This window comes from Pectobacterium peruviense (assembly GCF_002847345.1).
In the GTDB taxonomy this organism is placed as follows: Bacteria; Pseudomonadota; Gammaproteobacteria; order Enterobacterales; family Enterobacteriaceae; genus Pectobacterium; species Pectobacterium peruviense.
On the sequence record NZ_LXFV01000023.1, the window covers coordinates 58,491 to 73,609 of the forward strand.

17 protein-coding genes are annotated in these 15,119 nt (G+C 54.9%); all 17 read right to left on the bottom strand.

The features are described 5' to 3' along the window. Nucleotides 1-7 precede the first annotated feature (7 nt). A complete protein-coding gene (gene ccmI, locus A0G03_RS16520; protein WP_048259750.1) occupies nucleotides 8-877 on the bottom strand; it encodes a c-type cytochrome biogenesis protein CcmI in 870 nt (289 codons plus the stop codon). Then, a complete protein-coding gene (locus A0G03_RS16525) occupies nucleotides 874-1,332 on the bottom strand; it encodes a cytochrome c-type biogenesis protein (protein WP_048259749.1) in 459 nt (152 codons plus the stop codon). Before A0G03_RS16525 ends, ccmI begins: the two co-directional genes overlap by 4 nt. Then, a complete protein-coding gene (locus A0G03_RS16530) occupies nucleotides 1,329-1,886 on the bottom strand; it encodes a DsbE family thiol:disulfide interchange protein (RefSeq protein ID WP_048259748.1) in 558 nt (185 codons plus the stop codon). The genes A0G03_RS16525 and A0G03_RS16530 overlap by 4 nt, the downstream gene beginning before the upstream one ends. Then, nucleotides 1,883-3,838, bottom strand: a complete 1,956-nt coding sequence (locus A0G03_RS16535) for a heme lyase CcmF/NrfE family subunit (protein ID WP_048259747.1) — start codon at nucleotides 3,836-3,838, stop codon at nucleotides 1,883-1,885. The genes A0G03_RS16530 and A0G03_RS16535 overlap by 4 nt, the downstream gene beginning before the upstream one ends. Beyond that, a complete protein-coding gene (gene ccmE / locus A0G03_RS16540) occupies nucleotides 3,835-4,317 on the bottom strand; it encodes a cytochrome c maturation protein CcmE (RefSeq protein WP_048259746.1) in 483 nt (160 codons plus the stop codon). The genes A0G03_RS16535 and ccmE overlap by 4 nt, the downstream gene beginning before the upstream one ends. After that, a complete protein-coding gene (gene ccmD, locus A0G03_RS16545; RefSeq protein WP_048259745.1) occupies nucleotides 4,314-4,535 on the bottom strand; it encodes a heme exporter protein CcmD in 222 nt (73 codons plus the stop codon). The genes ccmE and ccmD overlap by 4 nt, the downstream gene beginning before the upstream one ends. Further along, complete coding sequence (locus A0G03_RS16550; RefSeq protein WP_048259843.1) at nucleotides 4,532-5,272, bottom strand: heme ABC transporter permease; 741 nt, start codon at nucleotides 5,270-5,272, stop codon at nucleotides 4,532-4,534. Before A0G03_RS16550 ends, ccmD begins: the two co-directional genes overlap by 4 nt. Nucleotides 5,273-5,340: 68 nt before the next feature. After that, nucleotides 5,341-5,997, bottom strand: a complete 657-nt coding sequence (gene ccmB / locus A0G03_RS16555) for a heme exporter protein CcmB (protein WP_080965232.1) — start codon at nucleotides 5,995-5,997, stop codon at nucleotides 5,341-5,343. Then, nucleotides 5,997-6,617 carry a cytochrome c biogenesis heme-transporting ATPase CcmA gene (ccmA, locus tag A0G03_RS16560; protein WP_048259743.1) on the bottom strand — a complete coding sequence of 207 codons (621 nt, stop codon included), beginning with the start codon at nucleotides 6,615-6,617 and terminating at the stop codon, nucleotides 5,997-5,999. Before ccmA ends, ccmB begins: the two co-directional genes overlap by 1 nt. A gap of 191 nt (nucleotides 6,618-6,808) precedes the next feature. After that, nucleotides 6,809-7,639: a heme lyase NrfEFG subunit NrfG gene (nrfG, locus tag A0G03_RS16565; protein WP_101749527.1), complete on the bottom strand. Its 831-nt coding sequence runs from the start codon at nucleotides 7,637-7,639 to the stop codon at nucleotides 6,809-6,811. After that, a complete protein-coding gene (gene nrfF, locus A0G03_RS16570) occupies nucleotides 7,636-8,037 on the bottom strand; it encodes a heme lyase NrfEFG subunit NrfF (RefSeq protein ID WP_048259742.1) in 402 nt (133 codons plus the stop codon). The genes nrfG and nrfF overlap by 4 nt, the downstream gene beginning before the upstream one ends. Further along, nucleotides 8,030-9,904: a heme lyase CcmF/NrfE family subunit gene (locus A0G03_RS16575; protein WP_048259741.1), complete on the bottom strand. Its 1,875-nt coding sequence runs from the start codon at nucleotides 9,902-9,904 to the stop codon at nucleotides 8,030-8,032. Before A0G03_RS16575 ends, nrfF begins: the two co-directional genes overlap by 8 nt. A 21-nt stretch (nucleotides 9,905-9,925) precedes the next feature. Beyond that, nucleotides 9,926-10,888 carry a cytochrome c nitrite reductase subunit NrfD gene (gene nrfD, locus A0G03_RS16580; RefSeq protein WP_048259740.1) on the bottom strand — a complete coding sequence of 321 codons (963 nt, stop codon included), beginning with the start codon at nucleotides 10,886-10,888 and terminating at the stop codon, nucleotides 9,926-9,928. Then, nucleotides 10,885-11,556, bottom strand: a complete 672-nt coding sequence (gene nrfC / locus A0G03_RS16585; protein ID WP_039292360.1) for a cytochrome c nitrite reductase Fe-S protein — start codon at nucleotides 11,554-11,556, stop codon at nucleotides 10,885-10,887. Before nrfC ends, nrfD begins: the two co-directional genes overlap by 4 nt. Continuing rightward, nucleotides 11,553-12,122, bottom strand: a complete 570-nt coding sequence (nrfB, locus tag A0G03_RS16590) for a cytochrome c nitrite reductase pentaheme subunit (RefSeq protein ID WP_048259739.1) — start codon at nucleotides 12,120-12,122, stop codon at nucleotides 11,553-11,555. The genes nrfC and nrfB overlap by 4 nt, the downstream gene beginning before the upstream one ends. Nucleotides 12,123-12,168: 46 nt before the next feature. Then, a complete protein-coding gene (gene nrfA / locus A0G03_RS16595; protein ID WP_223250562.1) occupies nucleotides 12,169-13,587 on the bottom strand; it encodes an ammonia-forming nitrite reductase cytochrome c552 subunit in 1,419 nt (472 codons plus the stop codon). A 469-nt stretch (nucleotides 13,588-14,056) separates the two neighbouring features. Continuing rightward, nucleotides 14,057-15,070, bottom strand: coding sequence for a nucleoside hydrolase (locus tag A0G03_RS16600; RefSeq protein WP_053075305.1), 1,014 nt, complete (start codon nucleotides 15,068-15,070; stop codon nucleotides 14,057-14,059). Nucleotides 15,071-15,119: the final 49 nt, after the last annotated feature.

Consider the following 15,119-nt stretch of genomic DNA (forward strand, 5'->3'; position numbering starts at 1 on the left):
GAACCTCTTACTTCCCAGTAACCGCCTGCACCGACAGTGAGGCTTCGGCCTGCGCCACGCTGCGTTCGATAACCGCTCGGCGTGTGTCGTTTTGCGGGAGCAGTTTTAGCATCGCTTTCCAAGCATCAATCGCGTCTTGATAGCGCTGGGCTTCATAGGCATTGAAAGCCAACAGGCTGAGCACGCGCACATTGGTCGAACCGGAATTCACCAGCTCACGCAGCATGTCACCACCACGCTGGCTATCACGTGGGTCGGTGGATCTCGACAGCAAATCGGCATAGTCCAACGCCAGATCCGTATTTTTCGGATCGAGCTGGAACGCTTTGGCAAATGCCTGCACAGACATGTCATAGTTATTCAGCAAGCCCGCAATGCGCCCCAGCATCCACCAGTCTTGTGCATTATCTGGCTGCGCCTCCAGTTGGCTGCGTAACCCCAAACCGAGGCGCGCGACGTCTTCGATAGTCAGTGGTTCTGCATCAGCATCCAGCGCTCGCTTCATCAGATCCGGCGTTAACGCAACGACCTGCTGCAACTCTTGCACCCGATTAACCGCAGAAGTCTTCCAAAACATGCCGAGGCTGACGATGACCAGCAACAGCAAGCCCGGCAGCAAAACCCAATGGCTAAGCGGGCGTTGTTTTACCTCCGCTCCGCTGGGAATATCCTGCAATAACGTATGCTGGAGTTCCTCAACCAGTTGAGCACGTTCCTGCTCATTGGCAACATCCCCATTAAGCTCGCGCAGACGATCGCGATACAGCGCCTGATTGATCGCATCGCGATCGTATTCCCCCCGTGACGACCACGGCGCGAGCAGCAGCGCGGACAGTGCAATCAGCGATAAAACAATGATGGTTGTCAGTAACATCATTCCGATTTCTCCTCACGTCCCAACAACGTCTGCAAGCGCTTTTTATCCTGTTCGCTCATCGGTTCTTTAGCACTTTTAATGCGGCGCGCGCGGCGAATAATCATCGCAGCCCCCGCAGTCAGAAACAGCGCAGGCAGCAGCCATAGCAAGATCGTGAAAGGCGTGATCGGTGGTTCATACGTCACAAAATAACCGTAACGATCCACCATATAATCGACAACCTGCTCTTTCGTTTGCCCTTGCTGCATTAGCTCATACACTTTCTGCCGCATATCCGAAGCAATCATCGAGTTGGAATCGGCAATGCTGTTGTTCTGGCATTTCGGGCAGCGCAGTTGCATGGTTAATTCGCGGAACTGTTGCTCCTGGGTATCGTTGTCAAAACGCAATACTTCGGATGACGCCAGCACGCTGAACGACAGCAGCAGTGCACTAAGGAAGCTGAGCACTCTCATGCGCCGCCCTCCTTGCTGTATTTTTCCCACAGCGGTTGCAGCGTGTCTTGCCACACCTGCATGTTGAGATCGCCCGCATGGCGATAGCGAATGATGCCTTGTCCGTCGATCAGGAAGGTTTCCGGCGCGCCGTACACGCCCAGATCCAGCCCCAACATGCCATCGCCGTCAAATAAGCTCAGCGCATAGGGGTTACCGAGCGTCTTTAACCATTCCACTGCTTTGGGACGTTCATCTTTATAATTCATACCCACGACGCGGATCCCCTGCGCCGCTAGCATGTTGAGAAACTGATGTTCCGCCCTACACGTGGGGCACCAGGTCGCCCAGACGTTCAGCAGTAGCGGTTTACCATCGCTCAGTTCAGATTGGCTATACACCTTTCCCGGTTGATCCAGCGATTCAAGACGAAACGCAGGAATTGATTTGCCAATCAGGGCAGACTCCAATCGCATAGGATCATCGCCGTCGCTGTTACGCACCAATTGCCACAACAAGGCAACTGCCAGCAGTAAAAACAGGGCTAGCGGGATTAACAAAATCTTACGGCTCATGAGGATGCCTCCCTAACCGCGCGACGCAGGCGATAGCGAGGATCGAACATGCATAGGATGCCACCTAACGCCATCAGCCCCCCGCCGTACCATATCCAGCGGATAAAGGGTTTGTAATACAGTCGTACCGCCCAGCTATCGTCATCTAATTGTTCGCCCAAGGCCGCATAGAGATCGCGCGTCACGCCCGCATCAATAGCGGCTTCCGTCATGATCGCGCCGCTGGTGTTATAGAAGCGTTTTTCCGCTTTCAGGATCGCCTCCGGCTTGCCGTTATGCGTGACTTCGATCGTCCCTTTACCGCTGCGCCAGTTCGGCCCCACGACATCCTGCACACCTTGAAACGTAAAACGGTAATCATGAATTTGTATGCTGTCGCCTGCCCGCATCCGCACATCGCGCTCGACGCTATAATTCTGGCTGAAGGCAATACCAACCACCGTCACCGCCAGCCCAATATGACCGCACACCATGCCCCACTGGCTCAATGAGAGCTTGGTCAAACCGCGCAGTAAACCGTGACGCTGGGTGGAACTGGTATGCAGCTCGTACACCGTTAAGAAGAATACCCACAGCGCCATCGATAGACCGACCGCCGTCATGGCAACGAGGGAATCCTGCAATAACCACGGAAGCAGCAGCGACAGAGCCGCCGTTACGGCCAGCGCAACCAACAGCAGCTTACGCAGCTTTTGCGGCTCGTCGCGCCGCCAGCGAACTAGCGGCCCCACGCCCAGCAGCAAGGCAAAAGGTGCCATTAACAGGGTAAACATGGTGTTGAAGAACGGTGCACCAATGGAAATACTGCCCAAGCCCAGTTGCTTATGCACCAACGGTAACAGCGTTCCCAATAGCACCACCAGCGTGGCCGCCATCAGGATCAGGTTGTTGCCGAGCAGGAATGTCTCGCGCGACCAGAGCGAATTCGTTACTCGCGCCCGTACTCTATTGCCCTTGATGGCGAACAGCAGCAACGAACCGCCGATAACAATGACCAGAAACGCGAGAATAAACATGCCACGCGCCGGATCGGAGGCAAAGGCGTGCACCGACACCAGTACGCCGGAGCGTACCAGAAACGTACCCAACAGGCAGAGCGAGAACGCACCGATAGCCAACAATACCGTCCAAGCCTTAAAGCTGCCGCGCTTTTCAGTGACCGACAGCGAATGCAGCAGCGCCGTGCCCACCAGCCACGGCATCAATGAGGCATTTTCTACCGGATCCCAGAACCACCAACCGCCCCAGCCGAGTTCGTAATACGCCCAACCTGAGCCGAGCACGATACCCAACGTCAGGAACGACCAGGCCGCCTGCGTCCACGGTCGGGACCAGCGAGCCCACGCGCTGTCCAGCCGTTCAGCCAGCAGCGAGGCAACCGCAAACGCAAACGCCACGGAAAAACCGACATAGCCCATGTAAAGCAGCGGAGGGTGGAAGATTAACCCGACATCCTGCAACAGAGGATTGAGATCGCGTCCGTCAATTGGGTAGTCCGGCAGCGTGCGCGTAAAGGGATTCGACGTCAGAATAATAAACAGCAAAAAGCCAACATTAATCATCCCCATAACGGCTAGCACGCGGGCGACCGCATCCAGCGACATGCCCCGACTGAATACTGCCACGGCAAAGGTCCAACCGCTCATCAGCAGAACCCAGAGCAGCAGCGATCCTTCATGTGCGCCCCATGCCGCCGCCACGCGATACCACACTGGCAGCGCACGGTTCGAGTTGTTTGCTACATAAAGGACAGTGAAATCATTGATCACCAGCGCGTGTACCAACACGAGGAAGGAAGCCAAAATGCATGCAAACAGCGCCCAGGCAAGTGGACGCGCCAGCGCCATTAGGCGTTCATCCTGACGTGATGCCCCCCATAGCGGATACACGCTGAGCAGCAATGCAACGCCTAGCGCCAGACAGAGCAGATAATTGCCCACTTCAGGCATCATAACCGTTTACCCTCTATGCCAGCCGCAGAGGCGTGACCATTCTGCCCTTCCATCGCCGCTTTGATTTCCGGTGGCGTGTAGTTTTCATCATGTCGGGCAAGCACTTCTTTCGCCGCAATATGATCGTCGGTATCCAGAATGCCCTGCGCCACAACGCCTTGCCCTTCGCGGAACAAATCCGGCAGCATTCCGTTGTAAGTCACGTCCACTGAACCCTGTGCGTCATAAACGGTGAAACGGACTTCCAGACTTTGGCTGTCGCGGCGTACGCTGCCCGGCATCACCATGCCGCCGACGCGCAAACGCTGCCCGATCGCCGGTTTTTCCTGCGTTTCATTTTTGCCGTAGAGAATTTCGCTGGGCGTATAGAAGAGATCGATATTTGAACTCAGCGCATAGAGCGTCAGCGCTATCGTCAGCACCGCGCCACAGACAACGGCCAGAATCGCATAGAGGCGAGTTTTACGCGGTGCACTCATTGCACTACCTCCATCGCTGACTGACGCGCCGTGTTCTTACGACGCTGCTCGCGCGCCTGCTGGCGGCGAATATCCCGCAACAGCGCACGACGCCCCAAGAGGGTATGTCCGATCAACGCACTCAGCGGTAATAGTGTTAACACCACGGCCAGCCACACGTAAAAGGCATAGCCGCCCATCGCAAAAAAATCTTGCCAACTCGTGAAGGCGATATTCATCGTGCTACTCCTCCTTTATTGACCAGCGCAGCAACCCACGGTGCGCTGCGCTGCTGCACCAGTATCAAATTACGCAATCGCATGAGTGACAACGTCACGAACAAGCTCATAAACCCTAGCATCATGATTCGCAGCGGAAGACGCATAGCGGGATCGATGGTTTTCTGCATTTTTGTCGATGCCTGATGCAGGGTATTCCACCACTCGACCGAGAAATGGATGATGGGTAAATTCACCACGCCAACCAGCACCAAAATGGCCGCGGCACGCCCGGCAAGGCGGCGGTCGTCAAATGCGTTGTAGAGCGCGATGATACCGACGTACAGAAATAACAGGACGAGTTCCGACGTCAGGCGCGCATCCCATACCCACCAGGTCCCCCACATCGGTTTACCCCAGGTAGCGCCGGTGGTCAGCGCAATAAAGGTAAACACCGCACCAACGGGAGCCATCGCTGCCACGGCAAGATCCGCCGTTTTTGACTGCCGAATCATCCCGACCAGCGCGAAAATCGCCATCACGGCATAGACCCCCATCGACCACACAGCGGCTGGCACATGCAGGTAGATGATGCGATACCCTTGCCCTTGCTGAGAATCTACAGGCGCAAACCCGAACCCTAACAGGCAACCGCCGATCAGCAACGCGACGCTAATCAGGGCAACCCAGGGGATAAGCCTGCCGCAAAGGCCATAAAGGCGATCCGGCTGCGTAAGCTGATAGTTTTTTTTCAACATAATCGTGTGCTCACTTTGCGTAAAACGCATCCCAACGGGATGACGAATGCGATCCTGAGATCGGAAAATTATTGTATGCTCACCCGCAATGCCGCCGCCGTGGCAAACGGGCTTAGGGTCGCGCTACCTGCCAGAAAAGCGCCGAGGATCGCCAGATATCCCCCCACCGGTAGTTGCATCATCGCGGCCTCGACTGCCGCCGTAGCAAAAATCAGCAGCGGTATGGTCAGCGGCAATACCAACAGGCTTAACAACACGCCGCTGCGGCGTAGCCCGACCGTTAATCCCGCGCCAATCGCGCCCAAAAAGCTGAGAGTTGGCGTACAGAGCAACAGCGTTAACGCCATCACCCACCAGCCGTGGCTATCCAGACCAAACAGAAGTGCCGCTAACGGCGAAAGCAGTAGCAGCGGCAGCCCACTAACCATCCAGTGCACCACCACTTTCGCCAGCACCACTAACGGCAGCGGCAACGGCAGCAGCGTCAACTGTTCCAGCGAACCATCCTGATAGTCATCGCGAAAAAGACGATCCATCGCCAGCAGAGACGCGAGCAATGCCGCCACCCACACTACGCCCGGTGCCACACGCACCAACAGTTGTGGTTCCGGCCCAATAGCCAAAGGGAATAAGATGATGACGATGAGGAAAAACCACAGCGGGTTGAGAATTTCGGCGTTATTACGTAACGCGACACGCAGTTCTCGAGCAATCAGTCGTCGCATTATGGCGTGCCCTCACTCGGTGTGAGCTGGATACAGCGGATGCTTTGAGCAAACGGACGTAGCGGCTGATGGGTGGTTAAAATAATGATGCCGTCGTGCGCAATATGGTGTTCCATTCGCTGTGTCAGCATTTCGACGCCTGCCACATCAAGCGCGGTCAGCGGTTCATCCAGAATCCACAGCGGTACGTCGGTGAGCCACAAACGCGCCAGCGCAACGCGCCGCTGTTGCCCCGCCGAAAGACGCGCCACAGGCACGTCTTCATATCCTGCCAACCCGACGGCGGCAAGTGCCTGCCAATGTGCATCCTGATGCAGTTGCGGATAGAAGAAGCGCAGGTTTTCTTCACCAGTCAGGACGCTTTTGATGCCCGGTTGATGTCCTAGCCACAGAAGCTGCTGATTAAAATGCTCGCGGATACGATTGATTCGCTGCCCCTGCCAGCAGATTTCCCCCGACTCGGGCGTCGCGAGGCCGCTTAACATACGCAGTAGCGATGTTTTCCCTACCCCGTTAGCGCCAGCAATCTGCACCATTTCTCCCGGGCTGGCGGTAAACGACAACGCGCTGAAGAGCACATGCTCATCGCGTATGCAAACCACATCGCGCGCTTCTAACATCGGGGTGTACTCCTACTTTCTTCGTGGCTATAGAATAACATGACGCCTTTACTCCCCCCTCTTGGGGGTCGTAACCCTAAAGAGTTAATCTTTTTTATTGAGATCAATAAAGTCGGCGATTCCGGTTATCCTCGTCATTATGACGGTGCAAAAAGCGGCTCTGAAACCTCTGGTTCGCGGTATATCACCTGTTACTTCTGGCTATTCTTTAGCAGCGTTGCCGTGTTGATCGCCTCGATCAATTGAGCGCGGTTAACCCGGGGGCTGTATGTATCCAACAGGCGCTGCCAGATCGTAATCGCACGTGCATAATCGGCCTTCAGGAACGCATCAGACGCCAGCAGCATCAGCGCCGTCACTTCATTGGCGTCCAGCGCCAGCGCTTTATCGACCATCTCCTGCATAGGAGGCGTGACAACCTGACCAGATTGGTAATACAACACCGTCGCCAGCGCCGAATACAGCTCCGCACTGTCGCCCTTCAGCGCAATCGCCTGCCGATAAGCGCGCAGCGCGTTGTCATAGGCGTTTCGGTAAAGATAATATTCACCCAGCTCAGCCCAGAGGACGCCGTTGCTCGGTGTTTTACGAATGCTGTTCTGCAAAGTCGCAAGCTGTTTTTCCTGCTGTTGCGCGTCGCTAAAATCACGTAGCGGATCGGCAAGCCGCTGGCGTTCCACCTGAACGAGCGCCCCGCGCGGGCCCAGCGTATAGAACGCCGCACTGCTCAATAGGGTAGCGATGACCGCGACTACAACGGCGATAATGGGCATCGGGCGCTGTGCAGAAAAAGAGGATGACGTTAACGGCAGATCGTGAGTTAGTTCGCGCCCCAGCATTTTGGCCTCATGCTCAGAAAGGTGCTTCACGGCCTGTTCACATTGAAAATGCCAGATGCGTTCTGCTAAACGCGGTAGCTTTCCATCCCCTTCCGTCTTGCGCAGGGGCAATAGCGGCCACAGCAGTCCAGCAGCCAGAGCAAGCATAGCGACAGCGACGATCAGCACGTGTAGCAGACTCATAAGCGCGATCCTCGGTTCTGTCGCCGCATCACTCGCCACGCAATCACCGCAATCGCTAACAGCAAAAACAGCGGCGTTAGCCAAAGGATGCCGGTTTGCATTTTCATCGGGGGGTTGTACTGCACAAAATCGCCATAGCGCTGATTCATAAACGCCATAATTTCTGACTCATCTTTGCCCTGCTCCACCATGGAAAAAACCTCATGGCGCATGCTGACTGCCACGGGCGAATTCGACTCCAGCAGGCTCTGATTCTGGCATTGTGGACAGCGTAACTCTCCGGCAATCGCCATCGCGTCCTGACGCTGTGTCTGACTGGAAAACACCCAAGTATCGACCACTTGCGCCTGCACAGAAAAAGCTAACAGCATGAGAAGAAGCGCAAGGGATTTAGTCATAGACTCTTCTCCCTCGGAACCACCCCAGCAGTGCGCCCGCGACCATCAACATGCCGCCGCCCCACACCCAGCGAACGCCGGTTTGCACATAGAAACGCATCGCATAGCGGTTTTCGCCGGTTTTCTCGCCCATCACGGCATACCATTCCCTGATTGGCCCCCAGGCAATACCCGGTTCAATCATCTGCTGTTTGCGTGCGTTGTAATAACGGCGTTCTGGTATAACGCGGGCAATCGGTGAATCACCACGATAAATCGCAATCACCGCCTGCTCTGCGGTGTAATTCTGAGCAGCCACTAAATCCAGCCGTAAAAAATGAAACTGATAGTCACCCAGCGTAACCTGCTCTCCCTGCCCCACATTGGCGCTAATTTCCTGCTTGCTCCCCGCAGAGAACGTAATCCCCAAGGCAAACAGCACCACGCCCGTATGTGCTAACAGCGCTGGAAGCTGCTGGCGTAGCGCCAACAGCGGCTGTAGCCACTGCGCAGCCATCACCCAGCCGATCAGACCGGAAGCCAGCGCCACGCCGTACCCATACGGCCATATAATCAGAGTGGTGACGACACCGACTGTCAGCGTCACACCTAAACGCCGGACGGGCCAGCGCGTACTGTGTTTCCAGTAGCCTCCCGCCGCAACGCCAATGAGCAACAGCATCAAGCCAGCAAAGGGCAAGAGCACACGGTTAAAATAGGGTGCGCCTACTGAGATTTTCCCCCAGCCTGCCAATCCATAAATCATCGGATAAAGCGTACCGAGTAGTACCACCAGCGCGACGGCACTGAATAACAACAGCACCAGCAGTATTGCCATTTCCCGTGACCAGCCAGAGAAGCGGGCTGCGGAATGGACAAGCTGGGCACGCCAGCCATAAACAGCCAACGCCGCCATGCTTAAACCGGCAAACAGGATAAATAAAGGCACCGCGCGATCATGTTCGAGGGCGAAGGCATGGACAGAAACCAGTATCCCCGAGCGAACAATCAGCGTACCGAGCAGGCATAAAATGAACGTCAACAGCGCCAATATCAGCGACCAATGGCGGAAGATACCGCGCATTCGAGTGACAGACAGACTGTGGAGTAATGCGCTGGCCGTTAACCACGGAAGCAACGAGGCGTTCTCTACCGGATCCCAGAACCACCATCCTCCCCAGCCCAGCTCGTTATAAGCCCACCACGATCCCAAAATGATCCCCAGCGTCAACAAGCTCCAGGCCGGCAACGTCCAGCGCCAGCAAATCCAGGCGGCTGGTGCAGTAAACTCCCCGTGAATCAGGGCGGCTAACGCCAGTGCCGCACTCACGGTTAAGCCGCCATAGCCTAGATAGAGCAACGGTGGATGGAGAATGAGGCCAATATGTTGCAACATCGGGTTGAGATCCCTCCCCGCCAACGCAGGCGGGAAGAGACGCACAAAGGGATCGGAAAAAAACACAATGAATACCAGCAATGCGGTCGCAATCACCGCGAGCATCGCCAGCGTCAGCGGGAACAGATCGCTCGTCGCTTTGCGATAGCGGCAGGCGAACGCGGCGCTCCAGCCGGATAAACACAGCAGCCACAGCAGCAGCGATCCTTCATGCCCGCCCCAAACCGCCGCAATTTTGAGCCCCAGCGGTAAATCACGGTGGCTATGCTGAGCAACGTAATTAACCGAAAAATCATCCTGCACCACGCTCAGCGTCAGCGCGACAAACGCGAACAGCACGAGACCAAACAGCACCAGCGTCCAGCACCGCGCCAGTCGGTAAGTGCCCGACCAGCGCAGGGAGTAGCCCGAAAATGTCAGCAACGCTGTTGCCACACCGACGCAAACCGCCAGTAACAGCGACACATACCCAAACTCTGGCAATAACAACATCAACAGGCCTCTTGCTGGGAACTAGACAACGGTTAACTGCCCCGCATAGAGGATAAAGAAGCGCAGCAGTAAAACGCCCACCAGACTCATGCCGCAGACCGCCAGCACACCATAGGGTGAATGCTGTCGGTTAGCCCACGACTTGAGCAGCAAGGGAATGACTAATCCAATCCCTACAACGCCCAGCCAGAACCACACGGCCCAGAATCCACCACCCAACGCCGCCACCAGCGCCCGCTGCTTCCCATCGTCCCCTAACGCGAGGCCAATAAAGAACGCGAACAGCAAGAAGATCTCTAGCCACACGACCGGCGTTTCGACGCGATGGATAAAGTGCGCCTCTTCGCTATGCGGATTGCGGCGATAGCGGCAGGTCATAGCGATCAACGCCACTGCGGCACCGGAGGACACGCCCGAAAACAGGAATAACGCCGGTAGAATCGGATTATTTAGTAGCGGATAGGTCTTCAGCGCGGAGAGCAAGAATCCGGTATAAGCCCCTAACATCACCGCCAGCAACAACATCACGATATCCAGCGATTTCTGCATCGGTGCCAGCCAGCCGAGCACCTTGGGGAAGAGAGTCAGCTTCGGCAGCCAGCGCTGTTGCAGCACAATAGCCTGCTCGCTAAAAATATTGACCAGCCAGACTGCCAGCGCCGCCATGTAAACCTGAAACAGCATCACCCCAACGGACATCACGGAGGTAAAGCTGTAATGGAACATGAGCTTCCAGAACGTCCAGGGGCGCGTCAGGTGAAAGACCAGAATCAACAATCCCAAAATGATGGTGCACGGCGCGAGAATAAGCGTGGTGCGCATTAGCGTACTGTCTGCGGTGGCCTGTTCGGGATGGTAGCGCCGCAGTAAGGCAGACAGCGTCACCAGCCCCGCAGAAATCCCCACCAGGAACAGGTAAATCGCAATCGGCCAGTCCCAGACTAACGAATCAAAATGGAATGCGCTTGAAGACACGGGCGTCATTGATGAACCTCCCCGTATTTAAACGGTACGCGATAAACCTTAGGACGAGTGCCGAGCGCGATTTTGTAGCGATAGGTCGGCTGTTGACGAAGCTGGCGGGAAATGTCGCTGTCAGGGTCGTCAAGGTTACCGAACGTCAGCGCGTTCGTCGGACAAGACAACACACAGGCGGGCAGTTTTCCGGCTTTCAGGTTAGTCTTGCGGCAAAAATCGCACTTATCCGCCGTTTTCGTCTGCGGATGAATAAAGCGCACCTGATAAGGGCAAGCCGCAATACAGTATTGGCACCCTACGCACAGATCGGGATTCACATCCACAATGCCGCTTGCCGCATCACGAAACGACGCACCGGTAGGACACACGTCAACGCAGGGTGAATTCTCACAGTGCTGGCAGGAGTGACGGAAAAAGCGATATTTCACGTCTGGGAATGTCCCAATCGGTTCGCTGCGAATGATCGTCAGACGCGATACACCTTCCGGCACCTGATTGACTTCACGGCAGGCATCCATGCAGGCCGTACAGCCGATACAGAGCGATTCATCATGGATCATGCCGTAGCGGACGCCGTTGATATTCAGCGTCTGTGCGACGACTTGTCCCGCCGTGCTGGTGATGGCAATCAGCCCGCCCATACGGGCAAGAAATTGACGACGAGAGCAACTCATGGCTGCCTCTTATTACCCAGATGCACTGAGGCTGGGTTGAAGTCTGGGTTATTGCGCTGATCGCTATGACAATCCACACACAGTTTGATGCGGCTTTTGTCGTTCAGCGTCTGCATACTGTCCTGCGTGGGGTGCAGTTGATGGCAACTGGCACACGCTACTTTCGCCACATGCACATCGTGTGGCCAAAACGCTTTCTGCAACTGCTCCGGCGCATGGCATGACATACAGACGCCGTTCTGTTCTTCCACCTTATACATCGGGAAGTTAAAGCGCATGACATCCTTAACGCCCTCGCGGTGCAGCAGTGACGGCTTGCCATGACAGTTTGTGCAGGTCAGCTGTTGTTGATTATGCGGGTTGACTGCGGTGGCATGTTTGCCCTGCATGCCATCCTCTTCCGGTTTATGGCACTGTAGACAAGCCTCATCGGGATTGCGCTGTGGCATTACCGTCCACCGCTCTCCTTTTTCCGCCTGGGGTGCGGGCTGCGTCAGCCCTGGCAATGCCCAAAGCATGCCTGATACCAGCACCCCGGCAGTCAATAACGAACGTAATACGCTCATATCCACTCCACTTTATGATCGCCCGCGTCCACGGGCGATGGGGTTATTAGTTCAGTCGTCCAGCTTTACGCGCTTGCTCATCCCACTGCGGCACTACCGTATTCAGGAAATCCTGTTTCTCGGCGTTGATTTGCTGCATGTTGAGACCAATCGCCTGTTGCGCTTTCTCTTTTGTCGAGATATCCGGCAACTTGACTTCCCCTGTCACCCCTTTCTGTGCCAATAAGCGCACCAGTTTGGTTCTCGCCTCGGCAGATTTGCTCAGCGAGGTGCCAAGCATCCGTAAGCCTTCATCCGGCGCATGCATGTGAATACCGTGAGACGCCACCGCCAAATCCCAGCGCCACTGCGCATGGCGGATATCTATCAGAATCGGCTGCATGTCTGCTTCGGTTGCACCGGCATCCCAGGCCGCTTTGGCCTCAAAATGCGCGTGAACCAGTTGCTCTTCTGCTTTCAGTTTTAATTCCTGAATGGCCGTTTTGCGTTCAGCGACAACCGCTTGCATTGCCGCTTTATCCTGCGTATGGCAATTGGTGCATGTTTCGCCGTAATTATCGAAGGGGTTACCGATCTTGTGATCGGTGTACAGCTTGCCGTCTGCGTTTTTCACTTTCGGCATATGGCAGTCGATACAGGTCACGTTGTTTTTACCGTGGATACCAACGCTCCAGGTTTCATACTCTGGATGTTGGGCTTTCAGCATCGGTGCGCGGGAAAGGGTGTTGGTCCAGTCGGAGAAGGAAATGGCGTCATAGTATTTCTCCATGTCCTCGACTTTCGTGCCGTTATCCCATGGGAATTTCACGGCTTTGTCTTTGCCAGAAAAATAATACTCAACGTGGCATTGTCCACAGACCATGGACTGCTGTCCGAACCGACTGGCGCTATCAAACGGCTTGCCAATCGCCTCCATCGCGCGTTCCGCGTAAGGACGGGATAGCGTCAGCGCGGGCTTGCCCTGAGCAAAATCCGGTGACGCGGTATCATGGCAATCTGCACAACCGAGATCGTTAGTAATCTCCGGCCCACCTCGCGCCCATTTGCCTTTGAAGTAGCCCTCCTCGCCCTCCTGTTGGATCAACCGAGCGACGTCCGGGCTTTTACAACTCCAGCACGCCATTGGCAGAGGGCCATCTTCTGCCGTCTTCGGTGCACCGGTGCGTAGCGTTTCACGTACGTCCGTTATTGCGTAAGCGTGGCCGCGCGGCTTGTTATAGTCTCTGGAAAAGGGGTAACCCGCCCAGAGGATCACCATATAGGGATCTTCTGCCAGCGCATCGTGGCGCTCAGACTGTTCGCTGGTCGCTTTCCACGAGTTGAACTGATCGGGGTGTTGATTGATGAATACCGAATTTCTTGCCTCTATCGGGGCGGGAGAAGGAGACGCCGGAACATCCGCCGAATAGGCTGGCATCATTAGAAAGAGACTGGCTACCATGCCCCACAGATAGGAGATTGACATGCTTATCCTGACCATGCGTTTGTGTCCACATTAAGCCGCCTGCTGGCGGTCATTTTAGTTATCCATTCGACAGAAACCACACCAACTGTCGTGACATTACTCGCCCTATGAATACCAAAAAGATGCATTTGAAATATTGTTTTTGATCAAAGGTAAAGAAAAGTAATGAATCGTATCGAAAGTTATATGAGGATTATCTCAATCACGGAGGGCGGACATTGCCAAAATAAGACAAGGGACTTAAAAATTGCGGGCTTAAAAATTATGAGCTTAAAAATTCAGTACTTAAAAACTGTCAGCTTCGGCATCAAAGTATGCGGTGTGAGCACTGGGATGAGGTGTTCATGTCGGAAATTCATCCCAGTGTGTTTTCTGATAAAACGCGACGTGAGGCATTCCCGCAGGAACGCATTACCGTGAACGCGCTAAATCCACGCTTGAGTAAGCGGTATTAACCCTTCAGGGATTTTTATTTTCCCTGACCATAAGCCAACGCCAGTTTGGCGTAGAAATCTTCCAGCGTGAAGCGGGCATCAACCGCGTTATACACCCGAATCTGGCGCGCATTGCCCTGAGGCGCATAAGTCAGATCGTCGTTTAACTGTGGCGCGTTGACCAGCGTGTAGTGATATTCGTGGTCATCCAGCAGCAGAGAAACCGAGGGATTATCACCCAATACCCAAACTTCACTTTTCGGCCAGGGAACATCTTTGATGGTTTCGGAAATCGCACGATTAAATTCGATCAGCTGTTGCCACAGGTACTCCCCGACTTTCCCTTGCGGCTTAACGCGTACCGCAAGTTCAGACAGCGAAACACGCACGGACATATAGACATTGTGCGGAACCTGCCATAACGGCACCTGAGATTTGAATACGTGGTTCGCCGCAACCGGATCGTTGAACATATTGTATTCCCAGCCGCCTTTCGGGTAAGGCATACCGCCAATCCACACAACCGTCATTTTGCTAGCGATCTTCGGTTCAGCTTGCAGCGCAGCGGCAATATCCGTAATCGGCCCCATGACTAACACAAATAACGGATGCGGATCGTCTTTTAACGCCTCCTTGATGAGCATCTGCGACCCTTCACTCAGTGCTGGCACGCCACCGTCGGCTTTCAGCGCCTGTGTCGCACCGCGATAAACGGGAATATCTGCCTTTCCCATCACATTCATCAGACGCTGAAGCTCATGATAGCTTTCCATCATGCTGTTTTCGCCATCACGTTTCATCAACGGCGCGGTACGGGAGTAATGGGCGGCAATCAGTCCTTTCACCTGCATCGTTGGCGTCAACACCGCATGCGCAACGGCAAAATCATCATCAGCCTCGTTTTTAGCATCAGCACTGATAATGACGCGAATCTGTTTATGATCGGCTACATCAAAAGGTGAAGTTTGAGCCTGAGCGGTGAACACGCTGAGGAAAGGCAATGCGACGATCACCATGGCAAACTGGGAAAAATACCTGTGAATAAACATGATTATCCTTAACTGTGCTGAGCAATCGTTGATATGGCAGCCCAGCGAT

Excerpts from the sequence above, each read along its gene's own strand:
- A0G03_RS16600 (WP_053075305.1), bottom strand. The coding sequence starts at position 15,070 with ATGTTTATTCACAGGTATTTTTCCCAGTTTGCCATGGTGATCGTCGCA.
- A0G03_RS16550 (WP_048259843.1), bottom strand. The coding sequence starts at position 5,272 with ATGTTGAAAAAAAACTATCAGCTTACGCAGCCGGATCGCCTTTATGGC.
- nrfB (WP_048259739.1), bottom strand. The coding sequence starts at position 12,122 with ATGAGCGTATTACGTTCGTTATTGACTGCCGGGGTGCTGGTATCAGGC.
- ccmI (WP_048259750.1), bottom strand. The coding sequence starts at position 877 with ATGATGTTACTGACAACCATCATTGTTTTATCGCTGATTGCACTGTCC.
- ccmD (WP_048259745.1), bottom strand. The coding sequence starts at position 4,535 with ATGAATATCGCCTTCACGAGTTGGCAAGATTTTTTTGCGATGGGCGGC.
- ccmB (WP_080965232.1), bottom strand. The coding sequence starts at position 5,997 with ATGCGACGACTGATTGCTCGAGAACTGCGTGTCGCGTTACGTAATAAC.
- nrfF (WP_048259742.1), bottom strand. The coding sequence starts at position 8,037 with ATGACTAAATCCCTTGCGCTTCTTCTCATGCTGTTAGCTTTTTCTGTG.
- nrfD (WP_048259740.1), bottom strand. The coding sequence starts at position 10,888 with ATGACGCCCGTGTCTTCAAGCGCATTCCATTTTGATTCGTTAGTCTGG.
- A0G03_RS16525 (WP_048259749.1), bottom strand. The coding sequence starts at position 1,332 with ATGAGAGTGCTCAGCTTCCTTAGTGCACTGCTGCTGTCGTTCAGCGTG.
- nrfA (WP_223250562.1), bottom strand. The coding sequence starts at position 13,587 with ATGTCAATCTCCTATCTGTGGGGCATGGTAGCCAGTCTCTTTCTAATG.
- nrfC (WP_039292360.1), bottom strand. The coding sequence starts at position 11,556 with ATGAGTTGCTCTCGTCGTCAATTTCTTGCCCGTATGGGCGGGCTGATT.
- ccmE (WP_048259746.1), bottom strand. The coding sequence starts at position 4,317 with ATGAGTGCACCGCGTAAAACTCGCCTCTATGCGATTCTGGCCGTTGTC.
- A0G03_RS16530 (WP_048259748.1), bottom strand. The coding sequence starts at position 1,886 with ATGAGCCGTAAGATTTTGTTAATCCCGCTAGCCCTGTTTTTACTGCTG.
- nrfG (WP_101749527.1), bottom strand. The coding sequence starts at position 7,639 with ATGAGTCTGCTACACGTGCTGATCGTCGCTGTCGCTATGCTTGCTCTG.
- A0G03_RS16535 (WP_048259747.1), bottom strand. The coding sequence starts at position 3,838 with ATGATGCCTGAAGTGGGCAATTATCTGCTCTGTCTGGCGCTAGGCGTT.
- A0G03_RS16575 (WP_048259741.1), bottom strand. The coding sequence starts at position 9,904 with ATGTTGTTATTGCCAGAGTTTGGGTATGTGTCGCTGTTACTGGCGGTT.
- ccmA (WP_048259743.1), bottom strand. The coding sequence starts at position 6,617 with ATGTTAGAAGCGCGCGATGTGGTTTGCATACGCGATGAGCATGTGCTC.